This is a genomic window from Streptomyces sp. NPDC002853 (genome assembly GCF_053591915.1).
In genome coordinates, this window is sequence record NZ_JBSFUS010000014.1 from 288,961 (window position 1) to 312,195 (window position 23,235).

At 69.4% G+C, this 23,235-nt stretch carries 23 protein-coding genes and 1 riboswitch; of the genes, 9 read left to right on the plus strand and 14 right to left on the minus strand.

What is annotated here, in order from left to right:
* Positions 1–93: 93 nt before the first annotated feature.
* The 4 genes from ACWD02_RS35050 to ACWD02_RS35065 all read right to left on the minus strand — a co-directional run bounded on the left by ACWD02_RS35050 (position 94) and on the right by ACWD02_RS35065 (position 4,345).
* A complete protein-coding gene (locus ACWD02_RS35050) occupies positions 94–1,176 on the minus strand; it encodes a tartrate dehydrogenase (RefSeq protein ID WP_451218351.1) in 1,083 nt (360 codons plus the stop codon).
* Between the two features lie 158 nt (positions 1,177–1,334).
* Positions 1,335–2,237, minus strand: coding sequence for a LysR family transcriptional regulator (locus ACWD02_RS35055; protein ID WP_451218353.1), 903 nt, complete (start codon positions 2,235–2,237; stop codon positions 1,335–1,337).
* Positions 2,238–2,291: 54 nt separating this feature from the next.
* Entirely contained in the window at positions 2,292–3,725 is a 1,434-nt protein-coding gene (dctA, locus tag ACWD02_RS35060; RefSeq protein WP_451218356.1) for a C4-dicarboxylate transporter DctA, read from the minus strand.
* A 251-nt stretch (positions 3,726–3,976) separates the two neighbouring features.
* A complete protein-coding gene (locus ACWD02_RS35065; protein WP_451218359.1) occupies positions 3,977–4,345 on the minus strand; it encodes a YrdB family protein in 369 nt (122 codons plus the stop codon).
* A 223-nt stretch (positions 4,346–4,568) separates the two neighbouring features.
* Here ACWD02_RS35065 and ACWD02_RS35070 point away from each other — a divergent pair, with 223 nt between their 5' ends.
* Positions 4,569–5,270, plus strand: coding sequence for a hypothetical protein (locus ACWD02_RS35070; RefSeq protein WP_451218362.1), 702 nt, complete (start codon positions 4,569–4,571; stop codon positions 5,268–5,270).
* Positions 5,271–5,287: 17 nt separating this feature from the next.
* Here the strand turns inward: ACWD02_RS35070 and ACWD02_RS35075 are convergent, their stop codons facing one another.
* The 3 genes from ACWD02_RS35075 to ACWD02_RS35085 are packed head-to-tail and all read right to left on the minus strand — an operon-like array spanning position 5,288 to position 10,019.
* Positions 5,288–6,646 carry an MFS transporter gene (locus ACWD02_RS35075; protein WP_451218364.1) on the minus strand — a complete coding sequence of 453 codons (1,359 nt, stop codon included), beginning with the start codon at positions 6,644–6,646 and terminating at the stop codon, positions 5,288–5,290.
* Positions 6,643–8,667: a PEP/pyruvate-binding domain-containing protein gene (locus ACWD02_RS35080; RefSeq protein ID WP_451218367.1), complete on the minus strand. Its 2,025-nt coding sequence runs from the start codon at positions 8,665–8,667 to the stop codon at positions 6,643–6,645. Before ACWD02_RS35080 ends, ACWD02_RS35075 begins: the two co-directional genes overlap by 4 nt.
* Positions 8,664–10,019, minus strand: coding sequence for an ATP-grasp domain-containing protein (locus tag ACWD02_RS35085; protein ID WP_451218370.1), 1,356 nt, complete (start codon positions 10,017–10,019; stop codon positions 8,664–8,666). The genes ACWD02_RS35080 and ACWD02_RS35085 overlap by 4 nt, the downstream gene beginning before the upstream one ends.
* Before the next feature lie 340 nt (positions 10,020–10,359).
* Between ACWD02_RS35085 and ACWD02_RS35090 the strand changes: the two genes are divergently transcribed.
* From ACWD02_RS35090 to ACWD02_RS35110, 5 genes are all read left to right on the plus strand, one after another.
* Complete coding sequence (locus tag ACWD02_RS35090; RefSeq protein WP_451218373.1) at positions 10,360–11,655, plus strand: PAS domain S-box protein; 1,296 nt, start codon at positions 10,360–10,362, stop codon at positions 11,653–11,655.
* Between the two features lie 635 nt (positions 11,656–12,290).
* Positions 12,291–12,447: riboswitch (cyclic di-AMP (ydaO/yuaA leader) on the plus strand.
* A gap of 2 nt (positions 12,448–12,449) precedes the next feature.
* On the plus strand, positions 12,450–13,196 hold the full coding sequence (locus ACWD02_RS35095; RefSeq protein ID WP_451218376.1) for a transglycosylase SLT domain-containing protein: 747 nt from the start codon (positions 12,450–12,452) through the stop codon (positions 13,194–13,196).
* Positions 13,197–13,354: 158 nt separating this feature from the next.
* Positions 13,355–14,470: a hypothetical protein gene (locus tag ACWD02_RS35100; protein ID WP_451218379.1), complete on the plus strand. Its 1,116-nt coding sequence runs from the start codon at positions 13,355–13,357 to the stop codon at positions 14,468–14,470.
* Between the two features lie 2 nt (positions 14,471–14,472).
* Positions 14,473–15,582 (plus strand): WD40/YVTN/BNR-like repeat-containing protein, encoded by a 1,110-nt coding sequence (locus ACWD02_RS35105; protein ID WP_451218382.1) that lies wholly within the window; start codon positions 14,473–14,475, stop codon positions 15,580–15,582.
* 69 nt (positions 15,583–15,651) lie between these two features.
* Positions 15,652–16,200, plus strand: a complete 549-nt coding sequence (locus ACWD02_RS35110) for a GNAT family N-acetyltransferase (RefSeq protein WP_451218384.1) — start codon at positions 15,652–15,654, stop codon at positions 16,198–16,200.
* Positions 16,201–16,212: 12 nt separating this feature from the next.
* Here the strand turns inward: ACWD02_RS35110 and ACWD02_RS35115 are convergent, their stop codons facing one another.
* Positions 16,213–16,920, minus strand: coding sequence for a class I SAM-dependent DNA methyltransferase (locus ACWD02_RS35115; RefSeq protein ID WP_451218387.1), 708 nt, complete (start codon positions 16,918–16,920; stop codon positions 16,213–16,215).
* 402 nt (positions 16,921–17,322) lie between these two features.
* On the opposite strand from ACWD02_RS35115, the gene ACWD02_RS35120 reads away from it, so the two are divergent.
* The 3 genes from ACWD02_RS35120 (at position 17,323) to ACWD02_RS35130 (ending at position 19,008) form a co-directional block, all read left to right on the plus strand.
* Positions 17,323–17,844 carry a L,D-transpeptidase family protein gene (locus tag ACWD02_RS35120; RefSeq protein ID WP_451218390.1) on the plus strand — a complete coding sequence of 174 codons (522 nt, stop codon included), beginning with the start codon at positions 17,323–17,325 and terminating at the stop codon, positions 17,842–17,844.
* A 58-nt stretch (positions 17,845–17,902) separates the two neighbouring features.
* Positions 17,903–18,367: a polyketide cyclase gene (locus ACWD02_RS35125; RefSeq protein WP_451218393.1), complete on the plus strand. Its 465-nt coding sequence runs from the start codon at positions 17,903–17,905 to the stop codon at positions 18,365–18,367.
* A gap of 140 nt (positions 18,368–18,507) precedes the next feature.
* Positions 18,508–19,008, plus strand: coding sequence for a hypothetical protein (locus ACWD02_RS35130; protein ID WP_451218396.1), 501 nt, complete (start codon positions 18,508–18,510; stop codon positions 19,006–19,008).
* 29 nt (positions 19,009–19,037) lie between these two features.
* Here the strand turns inward: ACWD02_RS35130 and ACWD02_RS35135 are convergent, their stop codons facing one another.
* From ACWD02_RS35135 to ACWD02_RS35160, 6 genes are all read right to left on the minus strand, one after another.
* Positions 19,038–19,997, minus strand: coding sequence for a TIGR03557 family F420-dependent LLM class oxidoreductase (locus tag ACWD02_RS35135; RefSeq protein WP_451218399.1), 960 nt, complete (start codon positions 19,995–19,997; stop codon positions 19,038–19,040).
* A 79-nt stretch (positions 19,998–20,076) separates the two neighbouring features.
* Positions 20,077–21,261: an alcohol dehydrogenase catalytic domain-containing protein gene (locus ACWD02_RS35140; protein ID WP_451218402.1), complete on the minus strand. Its 1,185-nt coding sequence runs from the start codon at positions 21,259–21,261 to the stop codon at positions 20,077–20,079.
* Positions 21,262–21,451: 190 nt separating this feature from the next.
* Positions 21,452–21,733, minus strand: coding sequence for a gas vesicle protein K (locus tag ACWD02_RS35145; protein ID WP_451218405.1), 282 nt, complete (start codon positions 21,731–21,733; stop codon positions 21,452–21,454).
* Positions 21,730–21,966, minus strand: coding sequence for a gas vesicle protein (locus tag ACWD02_RS35150; protein ID WP_363205696.1), 237 nt, complete (start codon positions 21,964–21,966; stop codon positions 21,730–21,732). The genes ACWD02_RS35145 and ACWD02_RS35150 overlap by 4 nt, the downstream gene beginning before the upstream one ends.
* A complete protein-coding gene (locus ACWD02_RS35155; RefSeq protein ID WP_451218409.1) occupies positions 21,963–22,865 on the minus strand; it encodes a GvpL/GvpF family gas vesicle protein in 903 nt (300 codons plus the stop codon). Before ACWD02_RS35155 ends, ACWD02_RS35150 begins: the two co-directional genes overlap by 4 nt.
* The gene (locus ACWD02_RS35160) at positions 22,865–23,230 is read right to left on the minus strand and encodes a gas vesicle protein (RefSeq protein ID WP_451218412.1); all 366 of its coding nucleotides are present in this window, start codon (positions 23,228–23,230) and stop codon (positions 22,865–22,867) included. Before ACWD02_RS35160 ends, ACWD02_RS35155 begins: the two co-directional genes overlap by 1 nt.
* Positions 23,231–23,235 lie beyond the last annotated feature (5 nt).

Sequence of the window (23,235 nt, forward strand, 5' to 3'; positions counted from 1 at the left end):
CGTGTGGTTGACGGCACTACCGTCCGGGTCTCGGCGCGACAGGGAGAGGCCGGACGGGTCCTGCGGGGCCCGCCGGTCGGGCGGGCGAGGGGGTCAGGCGCTGAGTGCGTCGATCAGGGCCTTGGTGACCTCTTCCGTGGTCGCGGTGCCGCCGACGTCGCGGGTGAGGATGCCCGCGCCGGTCACCGTCTCGATCGCCTTCTGCAGGCGGGCCGCCTGATCGGGGAGCCCGAAGTGCTCCAGCATCAGGGCGGCGCTGCCCACGGCGCCGATGGGGTTGGCGAGGCCCTGGCCCGCGATGTCCGGGGCGGAGCCGTGTACGGGTTCGAACATGCTGGGGAAGCGGCGTTCGGGGTTCAGGTTGGCGCTCGCGGCGAGGCCGAGGCTGCCGGCCAGGGCGCTGCCGAGGTCGGAGAGGATGTCGGCGTTGAGGTTGGAGGCGACCACGACCGAAAGGTCCTCGGGGCGCAGGACGAACTTGGCCGACATGGCGTCGACGAGGACGCTCTCGGTCTCGACGTCGGGGTAGTCGGCGGCGACCCGCTTGAAGACGTCGTCCCACAGCACCATGCCGTACTGCTGGGCGTTGCTCTTGGTGACGGAGGAGACCTTCCGGCGTGTGCGTGTGCGCGCCAGGTCGAAGGCGAAACGCATGATCCGCTCGCAGCCCACCTCGGTGAACAGGGCGGACTGGACGGCGACTTCACCGCCGGGGCCGCGCCCGGCGAGGTTGCGTCCGCCCAGACCGGCGTACTCCCCCTCGCTGTTCTCGCGTACGACGACCCAGTCGAGTTCGGTGTCGTCGGCCTTGCGCAGCGGGCTGGTGATGCCGGGCAGGAAGTGCACGGGACGGACGTTGGCCCACTGGTCGAAGCTCTGGCAGATCTTCAGACGCAGGCCCCACAGGCTGATGTGGTCGGGGACGGTGGGCCAGCCGACGGCGCCGAAGTAGATGGCGTCGAAGTCCTTGAGCTGGTCGAGGCCGTCGTCGCCGATCATCTTGCCGGTGCGCCCGTAGTACTCGCAGCCCCAGGGGAATTCCTGCCAGTCGAAGGCAAAGGATCCGTGCGAGTCGGCGGCCAGTGCGTCGAGCACCGCTCGGCCTGCGGCGACGACCTCGGTGCCGACGCCGTCGGCGGGGATTGCGGCGATCCGGAAGGTATGGGTTGCGGTCACAAGGAGCCTCCGAGTACGAGGGATCACCTGCTCGGCGAGGAGCAGGGGAACCGGAGATGCGGTGCCTTTGAGTCAACCCAGTGGGCGCGGCCACGTCCAAGACACGCTGTCGATACGGCCCATAGGCTGAGCCGATCGGTGCGCCGACACCTGTGAGGTCACTCGGCGGAGGCCGTCCTGTGACGGGCGTACGAGCGGGTGAGCTCCAGGAACGCGCGGGCGCCGGGGGTGAGATGGGCGGGCAGGCTCACCATGGCGACGTGCAGATGCGCGGTCGGCTCGATGAATGCCACGGCCGCGCCGGAGCGCCGGGCGAGCCGGGTCCAGGCGGCGGGCAGGACCGCGATTCCGACTCCGGACAGGACGAGGGGGAGGATCGACGTGCGGTGGTCGACCACCGTGACGATGTCGGTGCCTGAGGTCCGGGCGGTGATGTCGTCGACGATGGTGCGCATCAGGCTGCCGCTGCGCGAGGCGATCAGCTTGTGGCCGCCGAGGTCCTGCGGACGCAGTTGCGCCCCGTCCTCGATGGGGCCGCCCGGTCCGGCCACCACGATGAACGGCTGTTCCTCCACGGGCAGTACGTCGAGTCCGGACAGGGCGACGGGCTTGGCCGCCCCGAGCAGACCCAGCTCGCAGGCACCGCTGCGGACGAGGTCGACGACTTCGTCCGGGGTGAAGGCTGCCCGGCTGCTGACGGTGACGGACGGGTGCAGCCCGGCGAAACGGTGGATCAGGCCGGTGAGCGGCTCGATGCCCGGCGAAGGCATGACGGCCACCTCGACGGTGCCGCCGTGCAGGCCGGACAGGGCGGTCGCGGTGTCCCGTACCGCGTCCAGGTCACGCAGCACGCGGCGGCTCGGCTCGAGGAGTTCCGCTCCCGCCTCACTGAGCACCACCCCGCGGCCCGTGCGGTGAAAGAGGGCGATTCCCAGGTCGGCCTCGAGATTGGCCATCGCCTGCGAGAGCGAGGGCTGCGCCACGTGGAGTGCGGCGGCGGCCTTGCTGAATCCGCCGTGCTCCACGATGGCGAGAAAATACTCGAGCTGCCGGGCGTCCATGTCGTCTCCCACCACCACGAGCTGCAGGTTGGGGCCGATCCTAGCGGCCGGTGATCAAGCCCTGGGTTGCGTGGTGGCGGGGGCGGTGGCCTTGATGTCGTCATCGTGTGCGTCGACATCGTGTGCGTCGTCGTCCACGCATGAGGACTCCCCCGGCCTCTGCGGCGGCAGGGCCGTCTCCTCCCGGATCTTGCCGGACAGGACCAGGCGCGCCCGCTGCAGGTCGAGGCCGTTCTCCCAGCGGGCGATGAAGAGCGTGGCGACCGCGTTGCCGTAGAAGTTGACCAGGGCCCGGCACTCGGACATGAACTTGTCGATGCCGAAGATCAGCATGATCCCGGCGGCGGGGACATGGCCGACGGTCGACAGCGTCGCGGTGAGCGCGATGAAACCGCCACCGGCGACTCCGGCCGCGCCCTTGGACGTCAGCAGCATGACCGCGAGCAGACCGAGCTGCTGACCGGCCGACAGGGAGGTGTCGGTCGCCTGCGCGATGTAGAGCGTGCCCAGGGAGAGGTAGATGGCGGCCCCGTCGAGGTTGAAGCTGTAGCCCGTCGGCACGACCAGGCCGACGGTGGAACGCTCCGCCCCCATGAACTGCAGCTTGCGCATCAGTCCCGGCAGGGCGGGTTCGGCGGTGGAGGTGCCGAGGACCAGGAAGAACTCCTCCTTGAAGTAACGGATGAGCTGGAAGATGTTCAGCCGGACATAGAGGGCCAGGGCGGAACCGAGCACGACCACGACGAACAGGGCGGAGGTGACGTAGAAGAGCAGGATCAGCGAGCCGAGGCTGGTCAGCGTGGACAGGCCGAACTTGCCGATCGCGTACGCCATCGCTCCGAAGGCGCCCAGCGGAGCCGCCTTCATCACGAACGCCAGCACCTTGAACACCACGGTCGTGAGCCGGTTGACGCCGGCGATGATCGGCTCCCCGGTCTTGCCGACCGCCTTGAGCGCTATCCCGAAGATCACCGCGAGGAAGATGACCTGGAGGATGTCTCCTTCGACGAACGCCCCGAAGAAACTGTCCGGCACGATGTGCGTGAGGAACTCCCACCAGTGCTGGTGTTCGCCCTTCTCGATGTACTGGCCCGCGTCCCCCGAGACTTCGAGTTGGGACGGGTCGGCGTGCACACCTTCCCCGAGCCGGAAGATGTTGATGGCGACGAGCCCCGTGGCCATGGCGATGATGGTGCCCACCTGGAAGTAGGTGAGGGCCTTGATACCGGTGCGGCCCACCTTCTTCAGGTCCGCCACACCGGCGATGCCGCCGATGATGGTCAGGAACACGATCGGCCCGATCAGCATCTTCATGGCCGTGATGAACGTCGTGCCGATCGGTTCCATCGACGTGGCCAGGTCCGGCCACTGCCAACCGAGCACGATCCCGACGACGATCGCCACCAGCACCTGTGCGTACAACTGCCGGTACCAGGGCGTCTTCCTCGCCACCACATCACCTGCGGCTTCGCTCGGGGCATGCGTCATTGCAACCTCCATCCGGGGCATGGGCAAGGACCCGGCAGCACCAGGAGGTGCACGTCCCCGCGGGGGAAACCCGGGGAAGATCCATACGTTCGGTGCCGGCGTCAAAGGCTCACGACCCCCGGGTCCCGACCGGGAGCCGCCGCCTGTCGGCACAGTGAAGCGGCTCTCGGACAACGAGGTCCACGACCAAAAATCGATGCCCCCTATAGGCAGTGCCTATAGGGAGCGGATGAGGGTGCGGCAACCGGTCGTCAGGTCTGCTGATGCGTCGCCGCCCGCCGGTCCAGCGTGGCAAGGGCGGCGTTGACGGCGACCACGACGGCGAAGGCGGTGGCCCAGCCGCGCCGGCCCATGGCGTACCAAGCGACGGCAGCGGCTCCGAACACCAGCACCTTCACCGCCAGAACGCCCGCCAACGGCACTGATATCCGGGCCTTCGGCGCGGCGAACAGGCCCCACAGGGTGGCGGCCGCCGCAGGCACGGCGACCGCGAGGAGGATCTGCAGAGGCAGTGCTTTCACGCTCTGCCATCCCCACCAGGCCAGGACGACCAGGGCCACGACTTCCAGGACGAAGGCCAGCCCTTCGTTGCACACGTGCAGTGGCGCAGGAAGCTTCATCGTGGGTCATCCTTCGTCACGGGCACGGTCCCGCCAGGCGAGCAGGTCCACCACAAAGCCGCATTGAAGCACGCCTGACCGAGGACCGGGGCCTGATCACGCTGCGGCGTACGGGACCCGAGTGCCGCGCGGTGTTCGGGGGTAGAGCGCGATAGATCGGCGAAACGACGCGCGAATCGCCGGTCGCCTTGGCGGCGCCGGCGGCCCAACCGACAGCATCGCCATGTCATGTACTGGACAGCCGCACACCCTCGTGGTGTGCCAGGAGAAGGGCGACGACGACACCATGAACAGATCGGCCTTACAGGTCTTCAGCCGGGCGAGCCTCGCGCTCTGCACGGCACTGACGTCGACCGTGCTGTGCGCGACGGCGAGCGCGGCGGTGCACGGGGACGCGAGCGGCGGTGCAACGACGGCCTCCGCCGCCCGCGTGGGAGCACAACGCGCCTGTCCGGTCGTGTACTTCGACCTGGGCGAGACCCTCGTGCACACCGCCGACGACGGCAGCACCAGCTACCGGTCCGGGGCGGCCTCCTATCTGCGCGCGTTGCGCGAACGCCACATCAGGATCGGTCTGATCACCAACGTTCCGCCCTCCTGGGGCACGACCGACGCCGAGCGCGCCGCCAGGCTGAAGAAGGAGGTCGACGCCACCTGGCGGGGCTCCGCGCCCTTCGCCTGGGAGGACTTCGGCGACCGCGTCCTGACTCCCCGCACCGAGGCGGAACGCAAACCGGCTCCGGCGCTCTGGCAGCGCGCGAAAACCTCCTCGGGCCACTGTCGGCTCGTCTATCAGGCCGAGACGGCCGAGGAGGTCGATGTCGCCGCCTCGCTCGGCTACGTGCCGTACCAGATCGGCCGGCCTCACCGGCCCGCGTACCTCCCTGTCGGGCTGATCGAACTCCTCGGCCACCGGTCCCGCTGATCCCACGCAGGCCGGTGCTACTCCTCGGCCCGCCGCCCGCCGCGCCCGCCTCCGGATGCGCCGGGAACAGTGCGGGCCGATGGGTCGCCCCTGTTCACGTTCAGCGTGTCCGGGGGCCCTGCCCGCTGCACCACCCCGCTGCGTACCAGCAGTTGGAAGGCTCCGAGCAACACCGCCGTCACCAGCGCGCTGTGCCACAGCAGGGCGTCCAGGTTCCCGGCCGAGAGATAGGCACCCGCGGCGACCGCGGCCAGCGCGCACACCGCGCGGTCCACGATGCTCTCGACCGACAGCAGCGTGGCGCGCGGGGCGTGCGCGGGCACCGCGTCGTTCACCAGCTTGCGCTGCACCGGGTAGGCGAAGCCGGTCGCGGCGGCGAACAGGCAGAGCAGTCCGACCACCGCCCACGGTCCGCCCAGCGTCATGGCCGCCAGGGTGCCCGCGAGCACGAGGCTGAGGATCGAGACCCAGGCGACCGGTGTGAGACGCCGGCTCAGCCACTGCGGGCGGGCCGAGGCCACCGCCTCGGCCACCGTCATCGCGGCCAGCACTCCCCCGTGCGAGGCCTCCGCTATGCCGTGGTCGAGCAGGATCGGCTGGAAGAGATTGACCTGGCAGATCCGGGACAGCGTGAACACCGCCACGCCCTGCACCATGACCAGGGCCAGCCACCGCGAGGAGGCGACGCAGCGCAGCGCGGAGCCCGCGTCCCGCAGGAACGCCCCTCCCCTGCGTCCTCCGCGAGATCGGTCGGCCGGCTTCTGCTTGTCCTCCCCCGCTCCGGCGAGCCGGGGCAGCGCGATCGCACAGGCGAGGGAGCCCGCCGCGCTGACGGCACTGAGCACGTACGGAGCCGCGTGGGCGACGGACATCAAGGGTCCGACCAGCGGCCAGCACCCGACCTTGGCCGCGAGTCCCAGGGCCCTGGCGGTGCCCTCCGCCTTCAGGTAGTGCTCGTCGCAGCCCTCCGCGCGCAGCCCGTCGTACAGATAGGCGCTTGCCGCACCCGAGGTGAGCGAGCGGCCCGCGGCGATGGCGAGGAAGTGGACGAGGAAGCCGGTGTACGAGGCGCTGAAGACCGGAGCCAGGTTGGCCGCCGTCATGACCACGGCTCCGGCCCGCAGGCAGTTGCGGGTGCCGATCCGGTCGGCGATCAGGCCGGTCGGGATCTCGAAGAGGCAGAAGGCCACGTAGTAGATGCTCTGGATGCCGAAGATCTCCGCGTCCGTCAGCCCGGCGGCCTTCTGGTAGGCGTAGAAGACGGGCATCCACCACAGCAGGTTGAACAGCAGTTGGAAGCCGTAGTTGAGCCGGATGATGCGGCGGGCGGTGTCCGTCAGACCGGTGGCTCCCGCCCTGGGAAAGGGCGCCTTCACAGCGCGTACGGGCGGATCTGGACCAGCCGGAAATCGCCCCGTTCGGTCATCAGCCACTCGATGTCCAGCGGCTTGTCCACGTCGGAGCCGCCGAAGTGCGAGCCGCTGAAGTGGGACTGCAGGAGCCGTCCGGTCAGCGACAGGTCGGCGAGCCGGGCGCGGGTGGCCGCGGGCAGGGGCTCGCCCCAGGAGCCCAGGGCGACGGTGCGGCCGCCGCCCTCCACCGTGTTGTAGAGGTACTGCTGCGGCAGGACCGAGCCGTCGACCACCTGCTCCGGGGAGCCGGGCGAGCAGTTGAGGTAGACGTTGCGGAAGTCCGCACGGCGGGTCGGGTCGCAGGTCACCAGGACGCCGCCGAGGGAGGCGCTCTCGTACTCCTGGATGATCACGCCCATGTAGGTGTCGTCCAGGGAGATGCCGACCTGGTGGCGCAGGCGCACGCTGCGGGGCGACACGAGCGAGGCCCACACCTGGCGTACGGCGTCCAGGAGTTCGCCGGTGGAGTGGACGGTGGTGACCGAGTCGTAGACGCCTGCCGCGGAGAAGCCCGGCAGGTCCTCGGCGTTGGACGAGGAGCGCACCACCAGGCGTCGGCGCGTCGCCGCGGTGGCGGGGAAGGCCTGGTCGATCTGCCGGGTGACCGTCTCGGGGACGGGCGTGTTGCGGATCAGGTGCTGCAGTTGCAGGCAGAGCGAGTCCAGGACGTCGGTGGCGTCGAGTTCGAGTGCCATCTTGAGCTTGCCGATGCCCTGTTGGAGGGCGGGCGAGGAGGCCAGGAAACGCTGCTGGAGCGCGAAGGGGAGCGCGACTCCCTCCGGGGCGTCGACCGTGGCGGCCACGAAGTCGGCCGCCGCGGAGCGCAGTTCGGCCGTGGAGGGCGTGGTGAGGCCGAGCCGCGCCCCGAGGTGCGTGTAGAGGCTCTCGCGTGGCGGGCGGGGCCGGCCGTAGAAGGCGATCAGGTCGGCCGTACGGCTGTCGAGTACGTGGTGCAGTTCTCCGAGGTTGGCCGCCTTGGTGCCGTAGCGGTCGCGGTCCGCGCTGCGGAGCCGGTGCAGGGCCAGCACGGGGGCGTCTTCGAGCAGGGGCGGCTGGAGGCGTATGCGCTGCTGGTGCCAGGCCGGGGCCCGCAGGGCCGGCTCGTGATCCAGCCGCTCCAGGAGGATCTCGTCCTCGCGCACGCGGTAGCGGATCCACGCGCCGTCCAGTTGGTCCCTGTCGACGATCTTGTGCAGGTCGCGCACGATCGCGTTGGGTATGCCCCAGCCGGAGGCGAGGACGTTGGTGTGCGAAAGCGGCGTGATCGGCGCAGTGTTGAGGAATCCCGCCACTCGGGGCACGTCGTCCGGCAGGCACGGCATGGCCACGATGTCCGCCCAGCCGAGACCCGCCTCGGCCGCCGCGTACTCCTCGTGCGTGCGGAAGTACCGCAGTCGCCCGGTGGCCTCGCCGGGGTTCAGCGGGGTGCGGGTGCGGGAGCCGAAGAGCTCGTGGCTCAGGATACGAGGGACGCGCAGTTCACTGATGGCCGCCAGGGCCTCCTCCTGCCCGTGGTTGGCGGGCTTGAGGAGCACCGGCAGCCGGCCGTCGACGCGTTCGCGCACGAACTCGTAGAAGTGGGCGAGGAGTTCGCCGTGCATGGTGTCGGCCTCGGTCGTCTCCAGGACGAGGAAGGTGCGTTCGCGGCCTTCCGTTTCCTGCTCGGTGTGCAGGGACAGCACTCCGAGCAGGAAGCGGCGCTCGGGGTCCATGTAGACGGAGGCGTTGAACGTGTCCAACTCGGCGTCCAGCGCTTGGAGTTCCATGCCCAGGACGCGGGTGGCGATGTAGTTGACGTGGAAGGGGTGGGCGGCCGTGTCGAGCAGGTGCCAGGTGTTCTCGGCGCGGTCGACGACGACCTTGAGGTACGGGTGCCCGGCCAGGACGCCCGAGAGCGTGCGGAAGAGGGGCAGGGAGAGGTTCTCGCCGATGACGGTGCGGTCCGTGGCCGGTTCGGCGGGGCCGGTGAACAGCTGGGCGGTCATCGGGAGATCTCCTCGGGCTGCGCGGCGGGCAGGACCCGGGGCAGGGCGTCCACCAGGGTCTCGAAGTCACGCAGGACGATGCGCGGGTCGGTGGCGGACAGCAGGCACAGGGCCGCCATGGTGTTGGCGCCCGCGGCCGGGTCGTAGACCGGCACGAGAGTGCCGTCGGGCTGCGAGCTCTCGGCGACCACGGACAGCTCGCTGCCGGGGCTGAGCGGTACGTCCGCCGCGACGGCGGAGAAGTCCCAGACCTTGCGGTCCTGCCAGGCCGCGCCCTTGGAGTCGACCGCGAGGACGACGAGGGAGCCCGCCGCGCCACTGGCCTGCTCCGGCGCGAGCGCGTGCCGGGGCCACTCGACCGGGCGGCCGAGGAGGTGGTCGACGAGCATGCCCACGAGGTCGAGCCCGAAGACCTCCTCGATCTGCGGCACCGTCATCGCGCCGCCGAACCGGGCGGCCGTCTCGATCAGCCACATGCGGCCGTCCGCACCGAGCTTGATCTCGGTGTGGGTACCGCAGTCGCGCAGTCGCAGAGCGTCGACGGACGCTCGGGCCAGGGCCACGATCCGGTCCTGGGCGCCTTGGGACAGCGGGGCGGGCGTGATGCCCGCGCGCTCGGTGAACGGCTCCACGGTGGGCATCCGGCCGCTGAGGCAGACCGGGCGGAAGACGCCGTCCGCCACCACACCCTCGACGCTGACGTAGTCGCCCCAGCCGGGCTCGTCGAACCAGTCCGCGGCGGTGCCGCTCACGATCTGCTCGACCACGAAGTCCGCATCGGCCTCGGCCACATGCAGCTCCGCATATCCCAACTGGGCGGATTCGGCCATTACTTCTCGCGACCAGCGCCACGCGGCGGACGCCTCGTGCGGGGAGCGGATGATCTGGTGTGCGGTGGACCCGGCACTCCAGGCCGCCTTGAGGAGGAGCGGGAAGGGCAGTTCGCGGGCCGCGTCGTGCAGGTCCGACTCAGTGGCCACCGGGCGGAAGGCCGGTTGCGGAAGGCCGTGTTCGTGCCAGGTGCGACGCATCAGCCGCTTGTCGCGTGCCAGCGCGGCGGCACTGCCCGCCCCCGCCAGGCCAAGCGCCTCGCAGGCCTCGGCGACGGCCACGACCGCGTACTCGGAGAAAGTGAGCACCGAGGCGGCGCCCACGGCTTCGGCCCGCGAGACGATCAGGGACACCAGGTCGGCTCGGCGCGTGTCGGCGGGCGTCACGACGGAGGCGCACAGCCGCTCGGCCGTGTCCGCCACGGCGGGAGGAAGTGCGCTGAGCGCCAGCAGGTGCACTTCCGCCCTGGCGGCCGCCCGTGTGAGGACGTGACCGAGCGGCGGACCACCCTTGGCATGCACTAACAGCACCTTGCTCACTGAAGTTCCCTCTCCATTCGTCCGGTTCGAGCCATGACGACGCACGAGCGGTGACGCGCGTAGAACATGCGGGGTCACCGGGGCGTACGTTGCGGGGTGTATTCACCCGCACACTCAAGGGGACCAGGCGACAGGCGCCCGCAGCGCCAACGGGGGCGTCCGCCGTTCAGGCAAATGCCTGAGTGCCGCAACCGCAAGCGGGCCCAGGCAGCCGTCACTCCGGCCGATTCGGCCGAGAACCGAGCATGCGCGAGATCGACACGGGATACGCATCGCTTGGTGACTGTGCGTCAACCAGTTGAATACGGACGGAGAAACCGCTGTGAACGAGTCTCATCTGAAGGAACTGCTCGAGCACCTGCCCGCGTTCTGGTGGGAGGTGGACCAGCCGTGGCAGGTCCTGGAGAGAGGTGGCGGCGCCTTCGCCGACACCGGGACAGCGCAGCGCTTCCTGGAGCGCATGCACGAGGAACTCTCGGATCCGGGGCATCCGCCGGAGGAGGTCAGCTGGCAGGCGCAGTTCGACGGTCGCACCTTCGACGTGAGCTGGCCCCTGGACGAGACGCGCGCCCACAGCCGTACGCGTGGTCTCGCGGTGGAGGTGGACGCGCATGCTCCGCACCGGTACGCCACCTTCGCGGACCTCGTCGACCTCGCCCCGGCCGCCGCCTTCATCCGGGACCGCGCAGGACGCTATCTGTGGGCCAACCACGCCTACGCGCACCTCTACGGCGCCACTCCAAGAGAGCTCACCGGCAGGTACATCGAGGACTTCGACGCCCCAGCCGAGGCCGATCGGTTCCGCGCCCTGGACCAGGAGATCCTCGCCCGGGGCACCCCGGTGCGGCACACCCTCGGCTATCGCCGGCCGGACGGCAGCCTCGGCCAGGCGGCCGGTCACCGCTTCCCCGTGCAAGAGAACACGGAGACCTGCGTCGCCGGAATCTACGTGGACATCACCGACCATCTCCGCGCCATGGTCCAACGCCAGGAGGCCGAGGAGAACCTGCAGGCGCTGCGTGACCACAGCGGTCTGCCCTGCGCGCTGCTCTCGGCCAACGGGCGTGTGATCGAGGCGAGTTCGGCGGCGGCCGATCTCTTCCGCCTCGGCCTGCCCGACCTGGTCGGCCGCCGCGCGCACGAGCTGCTCGCCCCCGCACCGGCCGCCGACCTCGATCGGCTGCACCGCAGATGGAACGGTCTGATAGCCCGCCGCACGAGACGGGTGGAGACGTCCGCCGTGCTCGTCGACTTCCGGGGGCAACAACGCCGCGCGCAGCTGCACCTGACGACGGTCGGCCATTCCGCCGCCCGCGCCCGGCACGTCTGGGCCGTGGTCACGCATCAGAGCCTCGCCCACGAGGCCCATCCCTCGCTCACCGCCGCGCAGATCCGCATCCTCTCCCTCCTGGCGGAGGGCAGCAGCAACAGTGACATCGCCACCTCGCTGCGGCTGTCCCGGCAGACGGTCGACTACCACCTGAGCCGCCTGCGGCAACTCCTGAACGCCACCACCCGGCCCGCTCTGGTGGCCCGGGCGTACGTACTCGGCATTCTCGCCCCACGCGCCTGGCCCCCGCGTTCGGCCACGGCGGCCCATCCGCTCAGCGCCGTCTGACGGGCAATATGCGATAACCCGGAGTCAACACCGCGGAATTACCCGGAATCTGACGCCGCACGGATGCCCGGCAGTCAGGCGGCACGGGCGACAACGGGGGCACGCCCGACCTGTAGGGCGCCAACGGGACGATCCGGTAGCCGCGCATACACCTGGTCGACCGCGCCACGCTCGCCAACTGGGCAGCCAGAGCACGGCCGTTGTGGGAATCGCCGCCCAATATCCCACCCCCGCCCCGCTTTGTGTCCACGAATTGAGAGCCTTTATCAGACGCCGACACCAGGAGTCACCACCGGGTCCCCCTATAAGGGATGCCCGTTTTGACATGAAAAATGGGCATCGCATTATGTCCGGTTTTGCGAATAAGGCCACTTGTACACCCACTTGGCATCGCGGCGCAGTGGAATGTGTCACACCCGAAGATCAGGTCCTCAAGGGCCGCCCAGCGCGTTTTCGTTTCCCGCAAACAAAGTTGAGGCTATTTGATCAATGGGGCCGTGCTCTGCGGACTCGGAGAATGGGCCTCGCGCATTCTCCGAGCGAATTCCGCCCTTGTTCTGTCCGGGCTTTCTCGCCTAACGTCACCGTCAATCCGGATGGAACGCCGAATCCTGCCGCTGTCCGGAAACCCTTCCAGTAACCAATCACTTACGCACGGCAGGAGCGGGGGAACCAGGTAGGCCGCCGATCCGGATTCCGGAACGGCTCGGGGTGAAGTCGCATTCACAGTGCGACCGGACATCTCCCGTCCGAACCCGACAGCTCACCTCGTAGGCGACGGAGAGGAATTCGTCATGCCTGCAAAGGGTAAGCACCGCCGTCCCAAGTCCAGCTCGCTCAGCCGGGGCATCGCCGCGGCGGGTACGGGCGGCGCCGTGCTCGTCCTCCCGGTGATCGGCGCGACCGCCGCGAGCGCGGCGCAGCCCGCCGCGGCCGCCAAGCCCGCCGCCCCCAAGACCTACGTCGTCGCCGCGGGCGACTCTCTCGCCAAGATCGCCCGAGAGCACTCGGTCAGCGGCGGCTGGAAGAAGCTGTACGAGGACAACCGCACCGTTCTGGGCGGGGACCCGAAGCTGATCCACCCCGGCCTCAAGATCACCGTCGGACAGAAGGCTCCGGCGGACGACGCGGCCGCCTCCAAGGCGTCCGACGAGCGGGCGGACCGCTCCGAGCGCACGAACGCCGCCAAGCCCGCCGTCGCCCCGGCGAAGAAGACGTACGCCAACAACCTCGACGGCTGGATCAAGGAGTCGCTGGACGTCATGGCCCAGCACGGCATCCCCGGCACCTACGAGGGCATCCACCGCAACGTCATGCGCGAGTCCTCCGGCAACCCGCTGGCCATCAACAACTGGGACGTCAACGCCGCCGCGGGCACCCCGTCCAAGGGACTCCTGCAGGTCATCGCCCCGACCTTCGACGCCTACCACGTGGCCGGCACCTCGCTGGACAGCTACGACCCGGTCGCCAACATCACCGCCGCCTGCAACTACGCGGCCGACCGGTACGGCTCGATCGACAACGTGAACGGCCCCTACTAGGGGAACCCCGGTCTCGGCAGTCCTGAGCCCCGGCACGCAGTGCGTGCCGGGGCTCAGGACTGCCGGAACCTCCCGGGACTCAAATTGGCATGCACCCGTCTATTCACGGACGGGTGCATGCCCATAAGGTGAGCGACCTTCGCGTTCTGGGGGGTCTCATGAACGGTCTCCGTGCGGTGATCATCGGCCTTGTCATCGCGTGTACCGCGGTCGTGACGCCCGTCGCGGTCTCATCGCCGGCCGCGGCCGCGCCGTCCGCCGAAGCCGATGCGCCGAGCATGACGCCGCGCTGGTCGGCGCTGCCGGTGCCCGCGGCCGCACCACCCGTGACCGTGTCCGATCTTGCCGCCCGCGGGCCGGGCGACGCCTGGGCGACCGGGTACGAGCACACCACCGCCTGGGTGCGGCCGATGCTGTACCGGTGGGACGGCGCGGCATGGAGCCGGGACAGCAGCTTCCCCGGCGCCGAGGGGACGGGCTGGCTCGGCAAGGTGCAGTTCGTCGGCAAGGAAACATGGATCTTGCACAACCGCGACGGAGCGGGCCAGATCCTGCGCCGCTCGGCGGGAGGCTCGACAGGGCCTGAAGGGTGGAGCACGGTCCCCCTGCCACAGACCCTGTGGACCTACCAGGACTTCGCCGCCGTACCCGGCGCCGCATGGGTGGTCGGCGAGGACGACACCGGGCTGAAGGTCCTGCACTACGACGGCTCCGGCTGGACCACACAGACCACCCCCGACGGCGTGCTGTACCTGATGGGGATCACCGCGCGCACGGCCACCGACGCCTGGGCCTGGGCGGACACCACCAGCGGGACCACCATCCTGCACTGGGACGGCACCGCCTGGCGGGACGCGAAGGTGCCACTGCCGCCGAACAGCAACGTCCACACGATGCTGCTCGAACCGTCCGGCCGCGTCACGATCGGCGGCAGCCAGTACACCGACGGCGCACCGCGCACCTACCTCATGACGGGGAACGGCCACACCTGGCGCACCACCTACCCGCCCCTGGGCGACACCTACACCGAGGCCATGGTGCGCGGTTCGGACGGCGCGCTGTGGTTGCCGGTGCGCAGCGACCGCGCGTTCCAGTCCAAGTACGCCCGGATCAACGGCTCCCGCACCACCTTCTCCTACGGTCCCGAGCGCACGAACGCGATCGACGTGAAGCCGCGCGCACTGACCAGGGCAGGGTCCTCGCTGCTGTCCTTCGGGACCGTCGAGATCTACGGCTCGAAACCGAACCTGATGAGCGAGCGGCTGGGAGGCTGACCATGGTGCGCCGACTTCTCGTCACGGCCCTCGCCGTCGCGATGACCGTCATCACCGTCATGAGCTCGGCCGCGGCGGAGCCCACCGCCTGGCGACACGTCCCGGTGCCGGCACAGATACGCCCGCAGGCAGGGCTGAACGAAGCCGTGGCGTTCGGACCTGACCGGGCGTGGGCGGTGGGTTCCGACGCCGTCGGCCGCGAGGCCCCGGGCTTTCCGCTGATGCTGCGCTGGGACGGAACCGCGTGGCAGCGCCAGAGCCTTCCCAAGGTCAGCTGGCAGGGGGATCTGCTCTCCATCGCCGCGACCTCGCCGACCGCGATCTGGGCGGTCGGCCGCGACTCGGCGGGCGGCGCGCGCCTGCTCCGCTACGACGGCGCCACCTGGCGGGAGAGCCGTCCGCCGCGCGGTGTCGTACTGACCAAGGTCGTCGCCGGCGGCGGCGAGACCTGGCTGATCGGTTCGCGTGACGGCGCGCAGGTGCTCCTGCGGCGGGACGGAAGCAACTGGCAGGACATGCCGGTGCCGCCGGGAGCCGTCTACGGCATGCACGTCCTGGCGGCGGACGACATCTGGGCCGCGGGCGCCACCAACTCGGGTGCGGCGGTGTCGCATTGGGACGGACAGGAGTGGCAGCAGACCATCGTGGACGGGTTCCCGCGGTCGGCCGTGGGCAGTGTGCTCGCGGTCTCGCCGACAGAGGTGTGGGCGGGAGGCACGGCCGGGTTCGTCGGTGGCCCTGCGGGCAAGCCGATTCCGCCACTCCTGATGCGCTGGGACGGGAACGCGTGGAGTCGGGTGACCGTGCCCACCAACTTCGGTGGCATCACTTCGTTCGCTCCCGCCGCGAACGGCAAGCTGGGCTGGGTCTCGGTGGCCAACTCGCAGAAGTACGGTCCGCCCGGCAGCTACCCGCCACTGGTGCCCGGGCCGGACTTCCTGTCCTGGGACGGCCAGTCGTTCGCCGAGTACAGCGAGCCGGCGGTGGCCGGGGAGGGCGACTCGCGGACGCTGCAGCTCGCGGCGGTGCCGGGCACGTCGACGGTGTGGTCGGTCGGCCGCGCCGCGGGACCCGAGAACACCTTCGCTCCGCGCACTCAACGCTTCGGCTGACAGAAGCTTTTCGGAGAAGTGGACCACTTTGCTGATCCACTTCTCCGCATCTGGTCCTAGCATTGGCCCATGCCCGACAAGCCGTCACGAGTCGAACTGTGCCCGCTCACCCTCGCCGACCAGGATGAGTTCTGCACGCTCGTGCGGGCCAGCTCCGACCTCCATGCGCCGTGGATGCAACTGCCCGCGACCGCAGGGGAGTTCCGGGACTGGATGCGCCGCTTCAGTGACGGCACCACCCAGGGCTTTCTGATCCGCGTTCAGGAGACCGGCGCTGCGGCCGGGATGGTGAACTTCAACTCGATCATCCGGGGCCGCTACCAGGGCGCGTCACTCGGCTACGCGGCCTTCGCCCCGTCCGCGGGGCGGGGTTACATGACCGAGGGACTCACCGTCGCCCTGCGGCACGCCTTCGACGACCTGCACCTCCACCGGCTGGAGGCCAACATCCAACCGGCCAACCAGGCGTCCTTGGCCCTGGTCCAGCGCCTGGGCTTTCGTTACGAGGGCTTCTCCCCCGCTTATCTCTACATCGACGGGGCCTGGCGCGACCACGAGCGCTGGTCCATCACCGCACCACCACCCTTCAAGCCCGACCCCTCGCTCCCCCGGGTCTAGCCCGCCTCGGCCCTACACCCTCACGTACTGACAGAACCGCTCGCCGCCACCAGCCTGACGACGGAAACCGCACTGCTCCAAGAGCCGGTCGGCGTCGGCTGCACCGTATACGCGATAGCCCGAGCGCTGATGCGCCACCACGGTGGACTCGCGCATGACGTAGTAGTCCTTGGTGAACCGGCCCCCTCCTGCCGCCCGGGACTCTTGGACGTAGACAAGCCCTCCGGGCAACGTCCGCCGGCAGGGGCGATGCGCATCCTGGATCGACAGGATCAGAAGTCCCCCGGGGCGCAGCAGAGTTGCGAGATTTTCCAGCCCCTTGATGTTGTCGCCCTCTTCCACCAGGTGGCTGCCCAAGGTGATCTCATCACCCTCACGGAGGCAGTACCAAATGCCGCCGACGGAATAGGCGACGTCGAATGCCGATTCCGGCACGGTGTGGAGAATGTCCATCTCGACGAGCGTCACTCGATCCCCGAGTCTGTTCCGAGCCTGGGTGAGCATTTTCTCGGTGTGGTCAATACCGGTGATGCGCATGCCGGTGGGCCCCATCGCGAGCAACCGCTCGCACACCAGCCCTGTTCCTACACCGAGTTCCAGGACATCCCCGCGGTCGCCGATGAGTGCCCGCAGAACCCGCGCGTAGGCGTCGTAGTCGTAATACCCCGAGGTCATGATGAGGTCGTAGTGCGGCGCGAGAGCGTCATAGGAGTGGGTCACGCGCGGCACCGTACCGACAGCCGCTCGCCCCTGGAAGGGCGCAACTCGATGTGCGTGGAAGCCGCGGGCAGCGGGCGCGCAGCGCTATGGCCGACCATCGCTCGTGTGACGCCGAGCCCGACACGCGCCAAGCTTCCGAGCGAAATAATGGAATGGACTGATAATGCGAGGGTGCTCAAAACCACGCTGCCCCGACTGATTCTCCCCTTGCTCATCTGCACGGTTTCTCTCAGCGGATGCAGCGACGAAAGAGCTCCGGCCGACGGCCGGTCGGGCAATCACGCGCCGCCGCACAACGCTGACGGCAAAATCCCGCCGCCGGATCGGGCGACGACAATCCCTCAACTCGGGCCGGGCATGCAAAAGGCCGTGGACCGTCGGGGTGCCAGGCAGGTGGTCCTCGTGTCGGGGGACGCACCCGACTCCAGCTACGCAACGGTTCACCTGTTCGAACGCGACGTCAGGGGCGGCTGGCGCAGGGTCTTCGAGCCGTGGCCCGCCCGCAACGGCCAACGCGGCTGGACCGAGCACCACACTGCGAGCGACCGCAGCACTCCGGTGGGGGTCTTCGGGCTGAGTGACGCCGGAGGGCTGCTGCCCGACCCGGGTTCCAAGCTGCCTTATGACCAGTCCCCCGTGTACGAGGAGGACGGCGTCGGCTTCCTGGGCCAGTCCCTCAGAGGGGCCTTCGACCACGTGGTGGCCATCAACTACAACCGGCAGCCCGGCTCCCCGCCCAGGGATCTCGTACGGCCCATGGGGCCTGAACGCGGTGGCGGCATCTTCATCCACATGGCACATGGAGGGCCGACCCAGGCCTGCGTGGCTCTGCCGCGCAAGGAGATGACCGAGCTCGTGAGATGGCTCGACCCCGCCATGAAGCCGGTGATCGCCATGGGTGACGTCGAGTCAGTCGCGCGCTGAATCCGGAACATCGGCTTCTGCTGGTCCTGAGTCACATGATCGTGCGAGGGTGACCCGCATGACGACAGAGCGATTCGAAGTGCAGCGTCAGATAGCCGCCTCCCCGGAGAAGATCTTCGCGTTGCTGTGCGAGCCCGCGGGACACGTGGCGATCGACAGTTCAGGAATGCTGCAGTCCGCCGAGGGAAAGCCGGCCCGGGAGGCCGGTGACGAGTTCGTCGTCCACATGGACCGCGAGTCGTTGAACGACTACCCCTTGGGCAAGTACGACGTCACAGTGATCATCACGCGGTTCGAGCAGGACGCTCAGATCGAATGGACCATCTCCGGCCAGATACAGCCTCCCATCCGCCACCTGTACGGCTACCGGCTGGAGGCCGGCGAGGGCGGCACACTGGTGACCTCGTACTACGACTGGAGCGAGATCGACGAACGCTACCGGGAGGCGAACATCTTCCCGGTCATCCCCGAGGCAGGACTCCGCGCGACCCTCGGAATCCTGGCGCGCACTGTGGAACAGTGACCCCCGACCCCGTGGTTCGAGCAGGGTCCTTGCGTGAATCCGAGGGGGCCTGGGTGAGACGTGCGTGTGGGGTGGCGGTCCTGTCGTTGGGGCTTGTCATGGTGAGTGGGTGCAGCCCGGCTGACCTGCCGCTCATAGCGGTGCGAAACGGGGACGACGGGCAGCCCGTGGTCGAACTGCGGCCATGTGAGGAGGGCGAGACCCTCTCGGGGGTACGTCTGGGGAGCTGGGCCCCTGAGGAAGGGGAAGGGGAAGAGGAAGCGGCAGACGACGAGGCATCACGCGCTTCGGCCGGCTCTTCCTCGGCCTCTGCACCTGCACAGGCAGGCACCGCCGATCCGGATGGGGACCGAGCAGACCAGGACGACAGCGGGTGGGAGACAGGGGAAGCGAAGAACCGCGGAAGCGTCGTCTTCCCGCTCTTCTCCCCACCACCCAACTGGCACGCGCAGACCTACGGCGAACAGACACTGCTGCCCGACCGGACCTACTCCCTGAGCTTCCGGGGGTCCGACAGCTACAAGGCACACGTCTACTTCACCGCCGACGACCTCGCCTCCCTCCGCCCGGGCCAGGTCTGGGCCGATGACCGGGCCATGAGCACCGAGGACTTCACCGAACTCGTCGACGACAGGTGCTGACGGCCGTCACGGGTGACGCGCTTGTGTCCTCAGGCCGCGCGCAGCCGTGGCAGCACCTCGGTGCGGTAGAAGTCGAAGAAGCCCTGCTGCTCGGGGCCGATCTGGCCCACGTACACCTCGTCGAAACCGGCCTCGGGGTACGCGGAGACAGCTGACACGTGCTTGTCCACGTCGTCGCCGCAGACCACTTGGTCGGCGACGGTCTCCTCGGTGACGAGGGTCGATGCCTGTTCGAAGTGGGCCGGGTCGGGCAGCACTTGGCCGAGCTCCCCCGGAAGGAACTGGGACGGCCACTTGCGGTGCACCGTCTTGACGGCCTGCGCCCGGTCAGTGCCCCAGCAGACCTTGAGACCCCCGAGGACCGGTTTCTGACCGCCGCCCGCGCCCCGGAACTGACGGATCAGCCCCTCGTCCGGTGTCATCGTGACGAACCCGTCCCCGATGCGCCCGGCCAGCGCGGCGGCCTTGGGACCGAACCCCGAGACATAGATCGGGACGGGTTCGTCCGGGGTCGTGTAGAGGCGTGCGTTCTCCACGGTGTAGTGACGGCCCCGGTGCGTGACCTGGTCGCCGGTCAGCAGGTCGCGGATGACTTGCACCGCTTCTTCGAGCATCTCCAGGCGTACGTCCACGGCCGGCCACGCGTCGCCGAGGATGTGCTCGTTGAGCGCTTCTCCACTGCCCACGCCGAACCGGAAGCGGTTGCCGGTGATCACCCCCGCCGTGGCGACGGCCTGGGCGTTCAGCGCGGGGTGCATCCGGACGGTGGGGCAGGTCACGAACGTGGTGACGGGCAGCGAGGTCACCTGGGCGAGAGCGCCGATCATCGTCCAGACGAACGGGCTGTTGCCCTGCTCACCGGTCCACGGGTGGAAGTGGTCGGAGATGGCCAGGCATTCGAAGCCTGCCTGTTCGGCGGCCCTGGCCTGTTCGAGCAGCTCCGCCGGCGAGAACTCCTCGCTCGCCAGGAAGTATCCATAGCGTGTCATCGCGTACTCCTAGAGGCGCGGCCCCGGCGAGCAGGCCGACGGCCACGTGGCAGGGCGAGGCAGGGCTGGTCAGGGCGGGTCACGGCTTCAGGAGCGTCTTGATCATGCCGTCTTCCTTGGCCTGGAAGGTCGCGTACGCCGTCGGCGCGTCCTGCAGCGGCAGATGGTGCGTGGCGAAGCTGTCGACGCCCAGAGGGTCGTCGTCGGTGAGATGGGGGCGGATGTCGTCGATCCAGCGCCAAACGTTGGCCTGCCCCATGCGCACCTGCAGCTGCTTGTCGAACATCTTCAGGAGCGGCATGGGGCTCGCCGCACCGCCGTAGACGCCGCTGACGGAGAGCGTGCCGCCGCGGCGGACGATGTCGATTCCCGCGTACAGGGCGCTCATGCGGTCGATGCCGGCCTTCTGCATCATCGGGCGTGCCAGCTTGTCGGGCAGGAGGCCGGTGGCCCACTGCGCGGCCTGCGCGACGGGCGCGCCATGCGCCTCGAGGCCGACCGCGTCGATGACCGCGTCGGTGCCCCGGCCCTGGGTGAGGTCGCGGACGGCGTCGCCCAGGTCCTTCTCGTGCTCACGCAGGTCCAGGACGGTCACGCCGTGGCGCCGGGCCCGTTCGAGACGCGCGTCGACCAGGTCGACGCCGATGACGAGTTCCGCGCCACGCAGTCGCGCGATGCGGGCGGCCATGTCACCGATGGGCCCCAGGCCGAGGACGGTGACACTGCCGCCGGCGGGGATATCGGCGTACTCGACCGCCTGCCACGCGGTGGGCAGCACATCGGAGAGATAGACGAACCGGTCGTCGGGCGGCCCGTCGGGCACCTTGATGGGCAGCTTGTTGCCGAAGGGCACCCGCAGCAACTCGGCCTGACCACCGGGGACTTGGCCGTAGAGCTTGGTGTACCCGAAGAGGGAGGCGCCGCTGCCCATGGACGTGACCTGGCTCGTCTCGCACTGCGAGTGCAGTCCCCGGTCGCACATCCAGCAGGCGCCGCAGGAGACGTTGAAGGGGATCACCACGCGGTCCCCGACCGCCACGCCGGTGACGTCGGGCCCGGTCTCGGCAACCACGCCCATGGTCTCGTGCCCGAGGATGTCACCCGGGTCGAGGAACGGTCCGAGAACCTCGTAGAGATGGAGGTCCGAACCGCAGATCCCCGTCGAGGTCACCTGGACGATGATGTCGTCGGGCTTCTCGATGCGGGGGTCGGGGACCTCCTCCACGCGGACGTCGCGCTTGCCGTGCCATGTCAGTGCGCGCATTCTTACGCGCCTCCTAAGGTCGGTTGCGTACTGCTTCTTACCGGGAGCCCTCCACCAGGCTGGTCACACTGTTGTCCGTCCCGCCACAGGAAGCCCTTGGCCGGTGATCACCTCGGGTACCTGAGAAAGCCCGGGTAATGCATGAATTCGGTGCTCCATCCGCGCAAGGCGGCCGACACCGGTCAGGGCGTCAGTCATGCGGCAGCAGGGAGCCGAGCGGACCCAGGTCGAGATTGAGGTCTTCGCGGCGCAGTCCGTGCCGCTCGCAGAGGTCGGTCATGCGTTCGTCGAGCAGCATGAGCGCGGTCCCGACTCGTTCCTCTTGCTCGTCGGTGAGATCGCCCGCGTCGAACCTGCGCACGGCCTGGCGCTCCATGAGCTGGCGGAGCAGTTCGACGACGGTCAGGACGAGGGAGGCCAGGTCGCGGCCGACCGCGTCGGGGTCGAGGTCCACTCGGGCGGTGGCGCTCACAGCGGCCCTCCGTCCGCCCACGGCGCCGGGACCCGCTCGCTCACGGACGCCAGCAGCGCGTGCAGCGAGATCCGTACGAGGGGTACCTCCGCGATGGCGATGACGAGGTCGCCGCTGACGACGACTCCGGTGGCCAACACCCGGTCGAGGAGGTCGACGAGTGGAACCCCGATGGGCGCGCCACTGTCCGGGCCCTGCCAGGCGACCGGTTGGGTGGCCGTGTGCGGGCTCATGTGCGACTCCCTACGGCGCCGGGGCGGGGTCGGTCGGCGGGGCGGCTCTCCGCTCGCGGCTCGTCGTGCGGTCGGTCGTGCGTTTCGGCGAGGGAAGCCGCGTCCACGAACGAGTAGGGCACCCACGGGCCGGTGACCTCCACCTCACAGCCCTCGAACTCGGGCGCGGCCCGCAGCCGGTCGAGCAGCTCGTTGAACTCCGATCCGCTCTGCTCGGGGACCAGATAAGCGGCGTTCAGGATCTGGGTACGGTCACGGCCGACGATCTCGGCGCCGTGCGGCCGGCGACGAACGGTCGCGTCCGCGACCGAGAGGACGGCGCGGTCGAGCAACTCGGCGGCATCCACTGCACGTTGCCGGCGGTCGTCGCGTTCCTGACCTCGCTCCCGCAACCGGGCGAGATAAGCACGTCCGCTGGGCGCGGGCGCCTGGTCGTCGCGCGCCGGGGATTCCCGCGGGGCCTGCGTGGCCTGCTTCCGGCCGGCCAGCAGATTGACCTTCACCGCCCACTCGTTCCGGCCCGTGATCCGTTCAAGAGTGCGCTCGAAGCGCGGGACATCCGCCGTCAATGCGGCCCGGCACCGCTCCTCGGAGTGATACAGCGTGGCCAACGGGAGCGGGATCGCCCCGCCCCGCGCGGCGTACGCGGTCACCACCGCGTGGTGGTCCCGCACGCAGCGCTCCAGTGTCGCGGGTTCGGAAAGCCGCTCGCGCAGTGCTTCTTCGGAGTAGTCGTCTGCCGGAACGTCCTGGACCACGGCCCACAGAGCACCGGCCGGGAGCAGGCGCAGAGGGCCGCCGCCTTCGTGGCCCGACAGTCCCGGGGGCAACTCCGGTCCTCGGCCTCGTCGGACGGCGAACACACACACGGCGTGCGCGGGGGCGGGCGCTGTTGCCATCAGTGGGGCTTCTCCTTCATCCGTTCCGGTCGCCGTGGTTCATCGTCGGCGGGAGTGAGCTCTTCCAGCTGGGCGCGCAACCGCCGGTTCTCCTCGCGGAGGTCGTCACGGGCAGCGCTCGACGACAGGGCCGGGTCGGTCTCCCACCAGTCGATGCCGGCCTTGCGCGCGGTGTCCACGGAGGCGATGAACAGCCTGAGCCGGATGGTGAGCAACTCGATGTCGAGCAGGTCGATCTTGATGTCTCCGGCAATGACGATGCCCTTGTCCAGCACCCGTTCGAGGATGTCGGCGAGGCTCCCGTCAGCGGGACGGCCCAGGTCCGATCCCTGAGGTGACGCGCGCCAGGTGTCGAGGTCGTCCATGGAGC